The 17519-nt window shown below is 63.5% G+C and carries 4 protein-coding genes; 2 read left to right on the top strand and 2 right to left on the bottom strand.

Going from position 1 to position 17519, the window contains the following annotated elements; translation table 11 throughout:
- Positions 1 to 2 precede the first annotated feature (2 nt).
- Positions 3 to 11870, top strand: a complete 11868-nt coding sequence (locus tag BFQ00_RS21305) for a non-ribosomal peptide synthetase (protein ID WP_065934658.1) — start codon at positions 3 to 5, stop codon at positions 11868 to 11870.
- Positions 11871 to 12018: 148 nt separating this feature from the next.
- Here the strand turns inward: BFQ00_RS21305 and BFQ00_RS21300 are convergent, their stop codons facing one another.
- Positions 12019 to 14460 carry a TonB-dependent siderophore receptor gene (locus tag BFQ00_RS21300; RefSeq protein WP_083227403.1) on the bottom strand — a complete coding sequence of 814 codons (2442 nt, stop codon included), beginning with the start codon at positions 14458 to 14460 and terminating at the stop codon, positions 12019 to 12021.
- 108 nt (positions 14461 to 14568) lie between these two features.
- Positions 14569 to 16221 carry a cyclic peptide export ABC transporter gene (locus tag BFQ00_RS21295; RefSeq protein ID WP_065887472.1) on the bottom strand — a complete coding sequence of 551 codons (1653 nt, stop codon included), beginning with the start codon at positions 16219 to 16221 and terminating at the stop codon, positions 14569 to 14571.
- A 198-nt stretch (positions 16222 to 16419) separates the two neighbouring features.
- Between BFQ00_RS21295 and BFQ00_RS21290 the strand changes: the two genes are divergently transcribed.
- Complete coding sequence (locus BFQ00_RS21290) at positions 16420 to 17247, top strand: N(5)-hydroxyornithine transformylase PvdF (protein ID WP_065934656.1); 828 nt, start codon at positions 16420 to 16422, stop codon at positions 17245 to 17247.
- Positions 17248 to 17519: the final 272 nt, after the last annotated feature.

Here is a 17519-nt window from a genome sequence, read left to right as displayed (position 1 = left end):
CCATGCTTTCCAACCCTAACATCGACCTGGTGTCGCGCTTTCTTCGCTTGCCTCTGGAACAGCGCCAGCAGTTTTATCAGCGTCTGCAAAGCCGGGGCATGAGTTTCGCTCAACTGCCGATTGCTGCAATCCGTGAGGACGGCCAACGCCTGCCGCTGTCCTATGCCCAGGAGCGCCAGTGGTTTCTCTGGCAGTTGGACCCCGGCAGCGCCACTTACCACATCCCCGGCGCCTTGCGCCTGCACGGTCGCTTGGACCTGGCGGCACTGCAGCGCAGCTTCGACAGCCTGCTGGCCCGACACGAGAGCCTGCGCACCCAACTGGTCGAGGAGGGCGAGCACCTGTGGCAGGCTGTGCTGCCCCAGGCCCGGGTCGAGATTCAACACGCGCAGATCGACGAAGCGCAGTTGATGGCACGGGTGGAAGCGGAGGTGGCGCGGCCGTTCGATCTGCACCAGGCTCCGCTGCTGCGAGTGACCTTGCTGCAACTGGCTGAAGATGACCATGTGCTGGTAATGGTGCAGCACCACATCGTTTCCGACGGCTGGTCAATGCAGGTGATGGTGCAGGAGCTGGTGCAGTTGTATGCCGCCTACAGCCTGGGCCAGGACCTGCAACTGCCGCAGCTGCCGATTCAGTATGCCGACTACGCCCTGTGGCAGCGCGGCTGGATGGAAGCGGGAGAGCGCGCGCGGCAACTGGCTTATTGGCAGGCGCTGCTGGGCGGTGAACAGCCGGTACTGGAACTGCCGCTGGACCGTCCGCGCCCGGCGCAGCAGAGCCATCGCGGCGCGAGCCTGGAGCTGCATCTACAGCCCGAACTGGTCGCCGGTCTCAAGCGCCTGGCGCAGCAAGAAGGCGTCACCCCATTCATGCTGCTGCTCGCGTCCTTCCAGACCTTGTTGTACCGCTACAGCGGACAGTCGGATATCCGCGTCGGCGTGCCGATTGCCAACCGCAACCGCGTCGAAACCGAGGGGCTGATCGGGTTTTTCGTCAACACCCAAGTGCTCAAGGCTGACCTGGACGGGCAGATGAGCTTTGTCGAGTTGCTGCAACAGACCAGGCGCCGCGCCCTGGAAGCCCAGGCCCACCAGGACCTGCCGTTCGAGCAATTGGTGATGGCGCTCTCGCCTGAGCGCAGCCTGAGCCACAACCCGTTGTTCCAGGTGATGTTCAACCATCAGACCGACGCCCAGGGCGGGCGCGACGGCCGGCAACTGCCTGGCCTGCGCGTGGTGGAGCTGGACTGGGACAGCCAGACCACGCATTTCGACCTGAGCCTGGATACCCATGAGTCGGCCGAAGGGCTGTGGGCGGCGTTGAATTACGCCACCGATTTGTTCGACGCAGCGACCATCGAGCGCCTGGCGCAGCACTGGCAGCAGCTGCTGCAGACGGTCGTCAGCGATCCGCGCAGGCGTCTGGCCGAGCTTTCGCTGCTGGATGCTACCGAGCAGCAACGCATGCTTCAGGACTGGAACGCTCCGTCCTGTGCCCGTCAATTGCAAGGCGTACACCTGCTGTTCGAAGACCAGGCCGCCGCGCAGCCTGAACGCCAGGCCCTGGCCCTGGACGACCAGGCCCTCAGCTATGGCGAACTGAACCGCCAGGCCAACCGCCTGGCGCACTACTTGATCGCCCAGGGCATCGGCCCCCAAGCCTTGGTCGGGATCGCCGTGGAGCGCTCCTTTTCCATGGTGGTCAGCTTGCTGGCGGTGCTCAAGACCGGCGCGGCCTATGTGCCGCTGGACCCTGAGTACCCCCGCGAGCGTCTGGTGCACATGCTCGAGGACAGCGATGTGCGCCTGGTGCTGACCCAGTCGCACCTGCGTGATCGCCTGCCATTGCCGGCGCACGCGGTGGCTGTGGAAATCGACCTGGTCCAGGCGCAGTTGGCGCTGTGTGATGAACACAATCCACCGGCTGTTTTCGAACCGCACAGCCTGGCCTACGTGATCTACACCTCGGGTTCCACCGGCAAACCCAAGGGCGTGGCCATCAGCCATGGCGCATTGAGCGAGTTCGCCGGCATCGCCGCCGACTATTCGCAACTGGTCGCGCAAGACCGGGTATTGCAGTTCGCTACCCTGAATTTTGACGGCTTCGTCGAGCAGTTGTACCCGGCCCTGACCCTCGGTGCCACGGTGGTGCTGCGTGGCCCGCAACTGTGGGACGGTGCCGAGTTGTATCGGCAGATCATCGAGCAGGGCATCACCCTGGCCGACTTGCCGACCGCCTACTGGAAACTGTTCTTGCAGGATTGCCTGGCCGCGGGGGCGCGGCCTTACGGGGCGTTGCGCCAGATGCATATCGGCGGCGAAGCCATGCCCCTCGACGGCCCGTTGTTGTGGCAACGGGCGGGCCTGGGCCATGTGCGGCTGCTCAATACCTACGGGCCGACCGAGGCCACCGTGGTCTCCAGCGTGCTGGACTGCACCGACCCCGACGTAATCGGCGGCGTCACCGCCAGCCCCATCGGCCGCGCGCTACCCGGGCGTGGGCTGTATGTGTTGGATCGCGACCTGAACCTGCTGCCTGTCGGCGCCGTGGGCGAACTCTACATCGCCAGCGCCAGCGGCCTGGCCAGCGCTTATCTGCGGCGCCCGAGCCTGACCGCCGAGCGTTTTGTCGCCAACCCGTTCAGTGCCTGCGGCGAGCGGCTTTATCGCAGCGGCGACCTGGCGCGTTATCGCGACGACGGGGTGGTGGAGTATGTCGGGCGGGTCGACCATCAAGTGAAAGTGCGCGGCTTCCGCATCGAACTGGGCGAGATCGAAACCGTGCTGCTGGCCCAGGACAGCGTGCGCGAAGCGCTGGTGCTGGCTGTCGACAACCAACTGCTGGCCTACCTGGTGCCCGCGCAACCGTCGAGTGAAGCCGAACGCTTGATGAACACCCTGCGCGAACAGCTGCCGGACTACATGGTGCCGGCGCACCTGATCTTCCTCGAGCGCATGCCGCTCAACCCCAACGGCAAGCTGGACCGCCAGGCACTGCCCAAACCGGACGCCAGCACGGCGCTCCAGAACTGGCAGGCGCCGGTCACCGCGTTGCAACAGCAGATCGCTGCGATCTGGGCCGATATTCTCGGTGCCGACAACGTCGGTTTGAACCAGCACTTCTTTGAACTGGGCGGGCATTCGCTGCTGGCGATGCAAGTGGTGTCGCGCATTCGCCAGACGCTGCAGCGCGAGGTGCCGCTCAAGGCCTTGTTCGAACACCCACGGCTGGACGCATTTGTCGCGGCACTGCAGGCCCAGGACAACCTGGCGCCCAGCGCACCGCCGTTGCTGCCGGTCGGGCGCGAGCACGCCTTGCCGCTGTCGTATGCCCAGGAGCGTCAGTGGTTTCTCTGGCAATTGGAGCCGCACAGCGCCGCCTACCACATCCCCAGTGCGTTGCGCCTGAAAGGGCAACTGGACCTGGGCGCGTTGCAGCGCAGTTTCGATACGTTGCTGGCCCGGCATGAAAGCCTGCGCACCTGCCTACGCCAGGAGCATGAGCGTGCAGTGCAAGTGATCGCGCCATCGGCGTCGCTGCAGATCGCTCACGCCGATGTCGACGAGGCTGAACTCCAGGCGCAGGTCGAGGCGCAGATCGCGCAGCCGTTCGACCTGGAACACGGCCCGTTGCTGCGTGTGTCGCTGCTGCGCGTGGCTGCTGATGAGCATGTGCTGGTGCTGGTGCAGCACCACATCGTCTCCGATGGCTGGTCGATGCAGGTGATGGTCGAAGAACTGGTGCAGCTCTATGCGGGCTACAGCCAGGGCGAGGACGTGCAGCTGCCGGCGTTGCCGATCCAATATGCCGACTATGCCGTGTGGCAGCGCAATTGGATGGAGGCGGGCGAGAAGGACCGTCAGCTGGCGTACTGGCGCGAAATGCTCGGCGGCGAGCAAAGTGTGCTGGAGTTGCCGTTCGACCACCCGCGTCCCGCCGTGCAAAGCCATCGCGGCGCACGCCTGGCCTTCGAACTGGACCCCGAGCTGAGCCAACAGCTCAAGGCCTTGGCCCGGCAACAGGGCGTGACCCTGTTCATGTTGCTGCTGGCGTCGTTCCAGACCCTGCTGCACCGCTACAGCGGCCAGGAAGAAATCCGCGTCGGCGTGCCCATCGCCAACCGCAACCGCAGCGAAACCGAGCGGCTGATCGGCTTCTTCGTCAATACCCAGGTCCTCAAGGCGGACCTGCATGGCCAGATGAGCGTCGAGCAGTTGCTGCAACAAACCAGGCAGCGCGCGCTTGAGGCCCAGGCCCATCAGGACCTGCCGTTCGAACAGTTGGTGGAAGCCCTGCAACCGGAACGCAGCCTGAGCCACAATCCGCTGTTCCAGGTGATGTTCAACCACCAGACCGACGTCGGCCAGGCCCAGGTCCAGCAGCACCTGCCGCACCTGCTGGTCCAGGGGCTGGAATGGCAAAGCAAGACCGCGCATTTCGACCTCGACCTGGACATTCAGGAGTCCACCGAAGGCATCTGGGCCACCCTGGGTTATGCCCAGGACCTGTTCGAAGCCGGCACCGTGCAACGCATGACGCGCCACTGGCAGAACCTGCTGCAGGGCATGGTCGCCAACCCTAGGCAACCGCTGGGCCAGTTGAACCTGCTGGACGCCGCCGAGCAGCAACACATCCTGCAACTGTGGGACCGCAGCGCCTCCGGTTTCTCGGCCCAGCGTCTGGTGCATGAACTGGTGGCCGACCGTGCCCGGGAAACCCCGGATGCGGTGGCGGTGAAGTTCGCCGACGAGCAGCTCACTTACGGCGAGCTGGATCGCCAGGCCAACCGCCTGGCCCACGCGCTGATCGCCCGTGGCGTCGGCCCGGAAGTGCGCGTGGCGATTGCCATGCCGCGCAGTGCCGAGATCATGGTGGCGTTCCTCGCGGTGCTGAAGGCCGGTGGCGTGTACGTGCCGCTGGATATCGAATACCCGCGTGATCGCCTGCTGTACATGATGCAGGACAGCCGCTCGCGGTTGCTGCTGACCCACTCGAGCGTGCAACAGCGCCTGCCGATTCCGCAAGGCCTGCAAGCCCTGGCAGTGGATCAGCTGCAGGACTGGTCCGATGACAACTACACGGCGCCGAACGTAGCCCTGGACGGCGACAACCTCGCCTACGTGATCTACACCTCCGGCTCCACCGGCATGCCCAAGGGCGTGGCGGTGTCCCACGGGCCACTGGTGGCGCACATCATCGCCACCGGCGAGCGCTATGAAACCCGTCCGGCCGATTGCGAGTTGCACTTCATGTCGTTCGCCTTCGACGGTTCCCACGAGGGCTGGATGCACCCGTTGATCAATGGCGCCAGCGTGCTGATCCGTGACGACAGCCTGTGGCTGCCGGAATGCACCTATGAGCAGATGCACCGGCACAACGTGACCATGGCCGTGTTCCCGCCGGTGTACCTGCAACAACTGGCCGAACACGCCGAGCGCGACGGCAACCCTCCAGCGGTGCGCGTGTACTGCTTCGGCGGTGATGCGGTGGCCCAGGCCAGCTACGACCTGGCCTGGCGCGCGCTGAAACCGACCTACCTGTTCAACGGCTACGGCCCGACGGAAACCGTGGTCACACCGCTGCTGTGGAAGGCGCGCAAGGGCGACCCGTGCGGCGCCGTCTACGCGCCCATTGGCACTTTGCTCGGCAACCGCAGCGGCTACGTGCTGGACGCGCAGCTCAACCTGCAACCCATCGGCGTGGCCGGCGAGTTGTACCTGGGCGGCGAGGGCGTGGCCCGGGGTTACCTGGAGCGCCCGGCGTTGACCGCCGAACGCTTTGTGCCGGACCCGTTCGGCAAGCCCGGCAGCCGCGTGTATCGCAGCGGCGATCTGACCCGTGGGCGTCCGGACGGTGTGGTGGATTACCTGGGGCGTGTCGATCATCAGGTGAAAATCCGTGGCTTTCGTATCGAACTGGGTGAAATCGAAGCGCGCCTGCGCGAACAGGACAGCGTCGGTGAAACCGTGGTGGTGGCCCAGGAAGGCCCGACCGGCAAGCAGTTGGTGGCCTACGTGGTGCCGCTTGACCCGGCCCTGCTCGACGATGCCGTCGCCCAGGCCAACGGCCGCGAAACCCTGCGTCGCGCCCTGAAAACCCGTTTGCCGGACTACATGGTGCCTACCCACCTGATGTTCCTCGAACGCATGCCGCTGACCCCCAACGGCAAGCTCGACCGCAAGGGCCTGCCGCTGCCGGATGTAAGCCTGATGCAGCAGGTGTATGTAGCGCCCCAGAGCGAACTGGAGCGCAAGATCGCCGCGATCTGGTGCGACGTGCTGCGCCTGCCGCAAGTGGGCTTGCATGACAACTTCTTTGAGCTGGGCGGCGACTCGATCATGTCGATCCAGGTGGTCAGCCGGGCGCGTCAGGTCGGCGTGCGCTTTTCGCCCAAGGACCTGTTCCAGCACCAGACCGTGCAGAGCCTGGCGGCAGTCGCCCGGGAAGGCGAGGGCGCAGTGCTGCTGGATCAGTCGGCACTGAGCGGCGAGCTGCTGCTGTTGCCGGTGCAGCAGGCGTTTTTTGCCGATGACATCCCCCAGCGTCACCACTGGAACCAATCGGTGGTGCTGCAACCGCACCAGCCCTTGCAGGTGCCGCTGCTGGTGGCCGCGCTTGAGGCGCTGATCGTGCACCACGATGCCTTGCGCAGCACATTTGTGCAGGGGCCGGCGGGCTGGAGTGCGGCGTACCGTGGGCCGCACCTGCACCAGGCCGACCAGGTGCTGTGGCAGACCACCTTGAATACAGTCGAGGAACTTGACGCCCTGGGCGAAGAAGCCCAGCGCAGCCTCGACCTGGAGGCGGGGCCCTTGTTGCGTGCGGTGCTGGCGCAACTGGCCGACGGGTCCCAGCGATTGTTGCTGGTCATCCATCACCTGGTGGTTGACGGCGTGTCCTGGCGCATCCTGCTCGAAGATTTGCAAAGCACCTATCAGCAACTTGCCCAGGGCGCCGCCGTGCAACTGCCGGCCAAGACCAGCGCCACCCGCGCCTGGGCTGAACGCCTGCAAACGTATGCGCGCAGTGAGGCACTGCAACACGAACTGGTCTGGTGGCAGGCGCAACTGCACGGGAGTCCGTCCGGCTTGCCGGGCGCCGACCCGCAGGCCAGCCTGAGCAACCACCTGGCGCTGAGTGTGAGTACGCAGCTGGACCCGGTCTACACCCGTCGCTTGCTGCAGGACGCGCCGAGTGGCTATCGCACCCAGATCAACGACCTGTTGTTGACCGCCCTGGCCCGTGTGATCACGCGCTGGACCGGTGATGAGTCGATGTTGATCAGGCTCGAAGGCCACGGCCGCGAAGACCTGTTCGACGAGATCGACCTGACCCGCACCGTCGGATGGTTCACCAGCCTTTACCCGTTGAAATTGCTGCCGGCCACCACCCTGGCCAGCTCCCTCAAACAGATCAAGGAACAACTGCGCGCCGTCCCCGACAAGGGCCTGGGCTTTGGCGCCCTGCGTTACCTGGGCGATGCCGAGGCCCGCCAGGCCTTGGCCGCGTTGCCACGCCCGCGCATCACGTTCAACTACCTGGGGCAGTTCGACGCCAGCTTCGACAGCGCCGAGCAGCCAGGGCTGTTTACGCCTTCCGGCGACGCCAGCGGTGCCGAGCAAAGCCCGGAGGCGCCACTGGGTAACTGGCTGGAAATCAACGGCCAGGTGTATGGCGGCGAGTTGAGGCTCAATTGGAGTTTCAGCCAGGCGATGTTCGCGCCAGCGACTGTCCAGCAACTGGCCGATGAATACGCACGGGAACTCAAGGCCCTGATCGACCACTGCTGCGAGCCGGCCAACCGGGGCGTGACGCCCTCCGACTTCCCCCTGGCGAACCTGACCCAGCAGCAGCTCGATGACCTGGCGCTGAACGCCGCCGAGGTCGAAGACCTGTACCCGCTGTCACCGATGCAGCAGGGCATGCTGTTCCAGTCGCTGTACGGCGAAGGCTCGGGTGACTACATCAACCAGATGCGCATCGACGTGCACGGCCTGGATGTACCACGCTTCCACCAGGCGTGGCAGGCGGCGGTCGAGCGTCATGAGATCCTGCGCAGCGGTTTTGTCTGGCAGGCCGAGCTGGACCAGCCCTTGCAGGTGGTCTACAAGCAGGTTCGCCTGCCGTTTGTCGAGCTGGACTGGCAGGCGCGCGACGATGCTGCCTTATCCCTCGACAGCCTGGCCGAGTCGGCGCGGGCCCAGGGCTTTGTGCTGGAACAGGCGCCGCTGTTGAGCCTGACGGTGGTGCGCACCGGTGGGTCGAGCTATCACTTGATCTACACCAATCACCATATCCTGATGGACGGCTGGAGCGGTTCGCAGTTGTTTGGCGAAGTCCTGCAACACTATGCAGGTGAACCATTGCCGGCGCCGACCGGGCGTTATTGCGATTACATTGCCTGGCTGCATGCCCAGGACAAGGCACTCAGCCAGGCGTTCTGGAAAGACCAGTTGATCAACTTGCAGGAGCCCACGCGCCTGGCGCGTGGCGCACAGGTGCAGGACGACACGGCCCTGGCGATTAACGGTGAGCATCGCCTGAGTCTTGACGCGCCGCAGACCGAGCGTCTCAAAGCGTTCGTCCAGCGCAACAAAGTCACCCTCAACACCTTGGTGCAAAGCGCCTGGCTGTTGCTGCTGCAGCACCACACCGGGCACGCCACCGTGGCGTTCGGCGCTACGGTGGCAGGGCGTCCGGCGCAATTGCGCGGGATTGAACAGCAGGTCGGCCTGTTCATCAACACCTTGCCGGTGGTGGCGACGCCGGATGCACAGATGTCGGTCAGTCAGTGGCTGCAGCAGGTCCAGCAGCAGAACCTGAGCTTGCGTGAGCAGGAACACACACCGTTGTTCGAGATCCAGCGCTGGGCCGGGCTGGGCGGCGAAGCGCTGTTCGACAGTATCCTCGTCTTCGAAAACTACCCGGTGTCCGAGGCCCTGGAGCAGGGCGCGCCGTCGGGGCTGCGCTTTGGCGCGGTGCAAAGCCTGGAGCAGACCCACTACCCACTGACGGTCCTGCTGGCGATAGGCGACAGCCTGGGCGTGGAGTTCAACTACGACCGCAAGGCCTTCAGCGCAGCGCACATCCAGCGCCTGGCCGAGCACTTCCAGCAATTACTCATGGCATTGGCAGACGATGCTTCCCAATGCCTGGGTGCATTGCCAACCCTGGCCGCCGCCGAGCGCGCGACGCTGGTGCAGACATGGAACGCCACTGCGGTGGAATATCCTTTGGATCAAGCGGTGCATCAGTTGATCGAGGCGCAGGTGCAGCGCACGCCGCAGGCCCCGGCGCTGCTGTTTGCCGGGCACACCTTGAGCTACGCCGAATTGAACGCCCGGGCCAACCGCCTGGCCCATCGCCTGATCGCTGCCGGCGTCGGCCCGGACGTACTGGTGGGGCTGGCGCTGGAGCGCTCGATCGAAATGGTCGTGGGCCTGTTGGCGGTGCTCAAGGCGGGCGGTGCCTACGTGCCGCTGGACCCGGAATACCCGCGTGAGCGACTGGCTTACATGCTGCAGGACAGCGCTGTGCAATTGTTGTTGACCCAGGCCCACCTGCAGGCGCAACTGCCGGTGCCAGCCGGCGTGCAATGCCTGGTGCTGGAAAGCCTGGTACTGGAAAGCCTGGTACTGGAAAGCGGCGACGCCTCGCCGGACGCCTTCGGCGCCCACAACCCGAAAGTCGCCGTGCACGGCGAAAACCTCGCCTATGTGATCTACACCTCCGGCTCCACCGGCCAGCCCAAGGGCGCCGGCAACCGCCATCGTGCGCTGACCAACCGGCTGTGCTGGATGCAGCAGGCGTATGGCCTCGAGGCCCGTGACAGCGTGCTGCAGAAAACACCGTTCAGCTTTGACGTGTCGGTGTGGGAGTTCTTCTGGCCATTGATGACCGGCGCACGCCTGGTGGTGGCCGCGCCGGGCGACCATCGTGACCCGGCGCGGCTGGTCAGCCTGATCAACGCGCACCAAATCACCACGCTGCATTTCGTGCCGTCCATGCTGCAAGCCTTCCTGCAAGACGCAGAGGTGGCCTCGTGCCACAGCCTGCAACGCATTGTCTGCAGTGGCGAAGCCCTGCCCGCCGACGCCCAGCAGCAGGTCTTCGCCAAGCTGCCCGGCGCCGGGTTGTACAACTTGTATGGCCCCACCGAAGCGGCAATCGACGTGACCCATTGGACCTGCGTCGAAGAGGGCCGCGACGCCGTGCCGATCGGCCGGCCGATCGCCAACCTTTCGTGCTATGTGCTGGACGCCAACCTGGAGCCGGCGCCGGTCGGTGTGTTGGGTGAGTTGTATCTGGGTGGGGTCGGGCTGGCGCGGGGTTATCACCGTCGTCCCGCGCTGACCGCCGAGCGTTTTGTCACCGATCCGTTCGGCAGCGGCGCGCGCCTTTATCGCACCGGCGACCTGGCACGTTATCGCGACGATGGCGTGATTGAATACGCCGGGCGCATCGACCATCAGGTCAAACTGCGCGGGCTGCGCATCGAGCTGGGTGAGATCGAATCGCGCCTGCTGGAACACAGCAGCATCCGTGAAGCGGCTGTGCTCGCGGTCGACGGCACCCACCTGGTGGGTTACCTGGTGCTGCAACAGCCGCAGGACGATTGGAAAGTCGCGTTGGTTGCCCATCTGGCCGCGCAGCTGCCGGACTACATGGTGCCGGCGCAATGGGTGGTATTGGCGCAGATGCCGCTGAGTCCGAACGGCAAGCTGGATCGCAAGGCATTACCCAAGCCAGAGGCCCACGGCACCGGGCAGTACCAGGCACCCTGCAGCGAAATAGAGCAGCAGGTCGCGGCGATCTGGCGCGACGTGCTGGACGTGGAACGCGTGGGGCTGCACGACAATTTCTTTGAACTGGGTGGCCATTCGTTGCGGGTACTGATGCTCAAGGAGCGCATCCGCAAGGTCAGCGGTGTGAATTTGTCGGTCAGCCAGTTGATGCTCAATCCGACTGTGGCAGGGCAGGTCAGCTGCTTGCAGGGCGATCACCGAACGTCGTTGATCGTCAGGCTCAACCAGCAGACCGAAGGCACGCCGTTGTTCCTGTTCCATCCAAGCTTTGGCTCGGTGCATTGCTACACCGCGATTGCCCTGGCACTGCGCGAGCAGCGCCCGGTATTCGGGGTGATGTGCCGAGCATTGGCCGAGGAGGGCGCTGCGGTGCCGCACTGGCAAGTGATGGTCGAGGATTACACCGCACAATTGCTGATGGCCCAGCCCCACGGGGCGTTCCGCCTGGCAGGTTGGTCGTTGGGCGGCAACCTGGCGATGGAAGTGGCGCACGGCCTGGAACAGGCGGGGCGTGAGGTGGAGTTTGTGGGGTGGGTCGACGCCGCGCCGCCGCAGTGGGTCAAACCCTACTGGGACGCAGTGGACCTCGGGGACGATCGTGAGGTGTCGGCCAACGAGCGCCGCGCCGCGTTATTGGGCGTGATGTTCCCTGAATTCGCCGAGGCGATACAGCGTGCCTGGGAGCAATGCCAGCGCGATGCCGAGGATGAAGTGGGACAGTGGCAAGGGTTCGTGAGCTGGGCTGAGCAGGCCTTGGGCGAAACCTTTACTGCCATCAAGGAGCAATTGCTGCACGGCAACGAAGCGCAGATTGCCTGGGACGTCGACCGCGCGTTGAGCGAACGCATGGTCGCGGCCGACTTCAAGCCGATCAAGGCGCCAGTCAGTTGCTGGTGGGCGTCCATGAGTCGGGCAGGGCGCTTCAGGGAATTGATTGAACAGCAGATGGCGACAGTGATCAGCCAGGGACGCATCGAGCGTTCGGTGATGATCGAGACGGACCACGACGGCATTGTCGACAGTGCCGCGTTCATCCGCAGCTTGGCGCAGGCGATGGGGTAACCCGTATCCAATGTGGGAGGGGGCTTGCCCCCGATTGCGGTGTCACAGTCAACAGATGTATTGACTGACACACTGCCATCGGGGGCAAGCCCCCTCCCACATTTTGATCCCCATTACTCCGCCGATTGGGGAGCTTGTCGCCGTGCGGTCAGAAGTCCCAGCGGGTGCTGACCATCACGTTACGCGGCTCGCCGTAGGCGGCGGAGTTATAGAAACCCACGTTGGTGTAGTAGGACTTGTCGAAGATGTTGTTGAAGTTGACCGTCGCCGACAGGTTCTTGGTGACCTGGTAGCGGGTCATCAAGTCCACCAGCCAGTAGGATTCCTGGGTGATGTCCTGATTGGTTTCCAGTGGCCCGTTCCAGATCTCGTTCCAGCCCTTGGTCTGCCAGCGCACGCCGCCGCCGATGGTGAACTTGTCCAGGTCACCCTTGAGCTTGTAGGTGGTGTTCAGGTTGACCTGATGCTCGGGCTCGAACGTGGAGATCTTCTTGTCATCGTCATCGCGCGCGATCTTGTGGGTGTAGCCACCTTGCACTTGCCAGCCCGGGCTCAACTCACCGGAAATTTCCGCTTCGTAGCCTTTGGTTACGGCCTTGGAACCTTTGAATGCATAGTTCTGCGGGGTTGGCGTCTGGTTGTTGTACGCATCGTCGGAGATCGCACGGTTGGTCTCATGCACTTCGAAGTAAGCGATGCTGGTGTTCAGGCGGCCCTCGAAGAACTCGCCCTTGAGGCCGATCTCGTAGTTTTGTCCTTCGTCCGGTTCCAGCAGTTTTTCGTCGCGGTCCTTATAGGTACTTTCCTGAGGCTGGAAAATATCGGTGTAGCTGGCGTACGCCGAGAAGTTGTCGTTGAGGTCGTAGATCACCCCGGCATAAGGAATGAACCGCCCGGTTTCCTTGTAGGAAGGGTTGTTGCCGGTGACGTGGTAGTTGGCCACGCGCCCGCCGAGGATCACGTTCAGGTCATCCATCACGTTCAAGCGTGTGGTCACGTAGTAACCCGTCTGACGGATGGTGTCATCGATGTGCTGCTGGGCCGGGCCGTAGATAGGCTTGGCGAGGTGGCCGTTCCAGTTATAGAAATCGACTTTGTTACCGCCCGGCCATTCCGGCGACCAGTAACCCTTGCCCTGCCAGCGCGAGGTGCCGATCGAGCCGCCCACTACCAGTTCATGTTCGCGCCCGAACAGGCTGAAAGGCCCGGTGGCGTAGAGGTCGGCGGAGGTGCTTTTGGTTTCGCCGGTGTACTTCTGCCCGTTGACTTCGGCAGTGCCATCGGCTGCCGGCTGGACGAACTGAATCGAACCGAGGTCGGCGTGGTAGCCGTTGATCTTGTGGTCGAGCTGGAACTTGGTCACCCAGCCGCTGCCCATGTCATGCTCGAGCATGGCGAACGCGGTTCGGGTGTTCTGCTCCCAGGAGCTCCAGGTGGTGCCGTTGTTGTAGGAGCGCGGCATCTTGTTGATGCTGCCGTTGGAATTGACCAGCGGGAAGGAGCCGGACCAGCTCGAACCCTGCGGAACGTTGTCCTGGTAGTCGAAGCCCACGGTCAGCAGGGTGTCGGGAGACAGGTCGAATTCGGTAATGCCGTAGTAGGTTTCGGTCCTGCGCGAGTAGTGGTCCATGAACGACTTCTTGTCCTGGTACGCGGCGACCGCACGCCCACGGACATTGCCGCTGTCGGTCAGGGGCCCGCTGACATCCACTTCACTGCGGTAGTTGTCCCAGGAACCGGCGCCCAATTGCACATGCCCCTTGAAGTCCGCTGTCGGCTTCTTGCGGATCAGGTTGATCGTCGCCCCCAGGGAGCCGGCGCCATTGAGCAGGCCGGTAGCGCCCTTGAGCACTTCGACGCGGTCGTAGATCGCCATGTCGCTCAAGGTATTGCCCGCCGAGTAACCGACGTTGCGCACGGTGGAAGGAATGCCGTCGTACTGGAAGCTGTTGACCGAGAAACCCCGGGAATAATAGTTGGTACGGTCGCTGTCATAGGCCGACACCGTGATGCCGGGGGTGTGGCGCATCACGTCATCCATGCTGTTGAGGCCGAAGTCCTCGATGTGCTGGCGCGTGACCACCGTGATCGACTGCGGGGTTTGCCGGGGTGTCAGGGTCAGGCGCGTGGCGGTGGCGATGGTGCCCGGGGTGTAGGAGTTCGAGCCTTCGGTGACGTTGCCCAGGTAGTTGGCGGTGACCTCGGTCGGGCTCAGTTCCAGCCCGCCCGCCGTGCTGGCGGCGGCCACGGTCAAGGTATCGCCGTTGAGGCTGTAAGTGGTCTGGCTGCCTGCCAGCAACGCATCGACGGCCTGCTGCGGCTGCATCTTGCCCTTGATCGCCCGGCTGTTCTTACCCTGCACGTCGCCAGGGCTGTACAGCACTTGCACGTTGGTCTGGCGGCCAAATTCCTGCAGCGCGCTCCCCAGCGGCTGTGCAGGAATGTTCAACTCGATCTCCTGGGCCTGAACATAGCCCGCCATCGGCAGCGCCACCGCCAGTGCCAGGGCACTCGGAAGAAGGTTCATGTTCAGGGCCCTGCGCATGGATAACGCTGTGCTCAGGGGGCTGAGACCGAGTCGTGCTGGCATGGATGCTTTCTCTTCTAGGTTTTAAGTGGGCAGTTATCGTATCTATTGAGGTTAATTCTCATTAGCACTAGTGAGACGTTCCTACCTGGAAAAACCGGAAAATAAAATTCACGCCGGTTCCATTTCGTGCACCACCTGGCCGGCGCGCAGGCGTACCAGTTGGTCGGCGATGTCGAAATAACGGTCGTCGTGGCTGATCACGATGATGGTCTTGCCCAGGCGCTTGAGGTCCGGCAGCAGCTCGGTGTAGAAGATCCGGCGGAAGGCCGGGTCCTGGTCGGCGGCCCATTCGTCGAACACCAGCACCGGGCGCTCTTCCAGCCAGGCGTTGACCAAGGCCAGGCGCTTGCGCTGGCCGGTGGAGAGGTCGGTGGTGCTGAACACGCCGTCCTTGACGCTGACCTTGTGCGCGATTTCCAGGCGTTCCAGGTATTTGGTGGCGCTGTCCAGGGACTGGGCGGCGCTGCCCTGGACCAGGTCGTCGAACAGGTAGTAGTCGGAAAACACCGTGGTGAACAGCTGGCGATAGTCGTCGCGCTCAGGGTCGGTGACCGCTTCGCCGTTCAGGCGAATCTCGCCGGCCTGGGGCGGGTACAGACCCAGCAGCAGTTTGATCAGGGTGGTCTTGCCGCTGCCGTTTTCGCCGACGATAAACACGATATCGCCTTGCTGGATACTCAGGTTGATCGGCCCCAGGTGGAACGGCTCGCTGCCCTCGACCGCCGGCGGGCTGTAACTCACGTTGCGCAGTTCGAGGCTGTTGACCACCGGTGTCGGTGCTTCGCTGTCATCCATCAACAGGTGCGGTTCCGGCGACGAAAAACGCTCCGACAGTTCACTGATGCGGCCAAACGCGATCTTGGCCTTGCCGACCACGGGCATGTAACCCAGCAGGTGTTCCAACGGGCCTTTCATGTACAGCAGCACCAGCACGAAGCCGGTGATCACCGTCGGGTCCGGGTTGGGGTTGTACGCCTGCATCGCCAGGGCCAGGCCGATGACCACGAAGAACAGCATCGAGCCAAACGTCTTGGCGAGGATGTAGATATTGACCGAGCGCACCTGGATGTCGCTGATGCGGTCGGCGGTTTCCTGGATGCGGTGGGTGTTCATGCGAAACCGCCGTGGCCGGTGCATGCGCAGTTCCTTGGCACCGGACGCAATGGCGTTGTAGTAACGCTGCAGTTCGTCTTCATGGCTGCGCGCCAGGTCGAAGCCCTGGATGCCTTTGCCGCCGGCAATGAACTGCACGGTGCTGCCGATAATGATCGCCACCACCATCATCAGGAACATCGGCACCGACAGGTAGGCCAGGTAGCCCAGGCAGCCGAGGGTGACTGTGGCCGCGATGGCCAGCGGCGTGAACGCGAAGGAAAAGTCGCTGATGGTGTCGACGTCGTGGGTCAGCACCGGGATCAGGCGATGGGAGCGATAGCGTTCGATCTGGCCGATGGGCGCCGATAATACTTTCTCGCCCAGGTCCTTGCGCAGGGCGGCGATGATCCGTTGCCCGACGTAGTTGGTGCCGATATCGGAAATGATCGAACTGAACAGCGCCACCACGCACAGTGCCGCAAAGGTCAGAACCACGCCCTGGGTCATGCCGGCCGCTGAGTGCAGCGCGTTATTGATGGTCGCCAGCAGCAACGTAATGGCCAGGCCGCCCACCATGCCGAGGGCGACGGAGACCGTCACAATGATGCGAAAGGGCCGGAGCAGGGCGAGCATGCCTTTGAAGGCGCCGCGTTTGGGGTCGGTCATAAATACATCCCGGAGAGTGAAAAGAGGGGCTGGGCACACAGACCCTTACCCATGACAAACGAAGTGTCGGCGCGACTATTTAGCTCGGTGTGCCGGGCGGTGGCGGCGCTGGATAAATTGCGCGAGGGCTGGTTCGTTCTTGTTGGGTAGGCGCACGGGTATTCACGCCGTACGTATTCCTTCTGCGAGAGCGAAACAATGACGAAAAAGAACCTGGTGTATGTCTGGTCCCTGAGAAATGCCGCCGCCGACAAGGCCGGGCAGCCGGTGGCCTACAAGGACCACGAGCGCTACATGAAGTCGGTGCTGGAGTTTCTGGTGGGCTCGCTCAACGACACCGCGCTGGGCGATGCCTACAACCTGGTCGGGGTGGTGTACGACGACGATGAGCAAAATCCACGGGATCAGGCGCTGGTCGCCGATTATGGTTTCGCCTACAAGCCTGGCGGCCAGTGGTTGTACCCGGCCGACCTGCGCGTACAGGGCAAGTTGGTCAACGACCTGTTGCTGAGCGTACCGTCGACCTATCGCCGCCTGCCCCGGGGCAGCGCCGGGCATATCGCCGGCAAACAGGATTTCGAACGGCGCCTGCATGACGTGCTGGTCGAGTTGAAAGCCGACATTGTGGTGCTCGATGGCTTGCTGGTGATCCTCGATGAACTGGTACGGCCAGGCGCGCCGTTTGCGCGGCGCATCATGAACATCCATCCGGGTATCACCCGCATCGAATCGCCTTACGAACGCCGTGGCGCCTATGCCACCTGGAACGCCTTGTATGGCGCGCGTGGGCAGACCGTGGTGGACTGGGCGACCAGGGCCACCACGCCCTCGGCGCCGCTGTACCTCACCGGCGCGTCATTTCACTATGTGGATAACGGCATTGATTCCGGCGAAGTGTTCCACGACGTCTTGAAGACCGAGATTTCGCCCGAAGACACCATCCTCGAACTGCGCTGGAACAACTTCAACAACAGTCTGTTCCCGGCGCTGCATGAAGGCCTGGAACTGTTGGCTAAGCAAGGCTGAATACAATCCTCCTGACGCATGGCGTTCAAATGTGGGAGGGGGCTTGCCCCCGATGGCGGAGGGTCAGTTGCAGAAGCATTCACTGACAGTCCCTCATCGGGGGCAAGCCCCCTCCCACAGTGGTTTTATATAAGTCAGGAATACAGGTTTTGTAATAGTTTTGCGTTGTAGGAAATTTGTATTTGGGATGTAGGATTCAAGTCCTTTGGTTATTTCAGGACTTGCATGAACACCCTCTCGGAGCCCCCGGTCGCCTTTCCCCAAGACACCCG

It is taken from the genome of Pseudomonas sp. 28 E 9, from assembly GCF_900004785.1.
Classification (GTDB): domain Bacteria; phylum Pseudomonadota; class Gammaproteobacteria; order Pseudomonadales; family Pseudomonadaceae; genus Aquipseudomonas; species Aquipseudomonas orientalis_A.
Note: the sequence above shows the minus strand (reverse complement) of the source record. Positions and strands in the feature narration are given on the sequence as shown.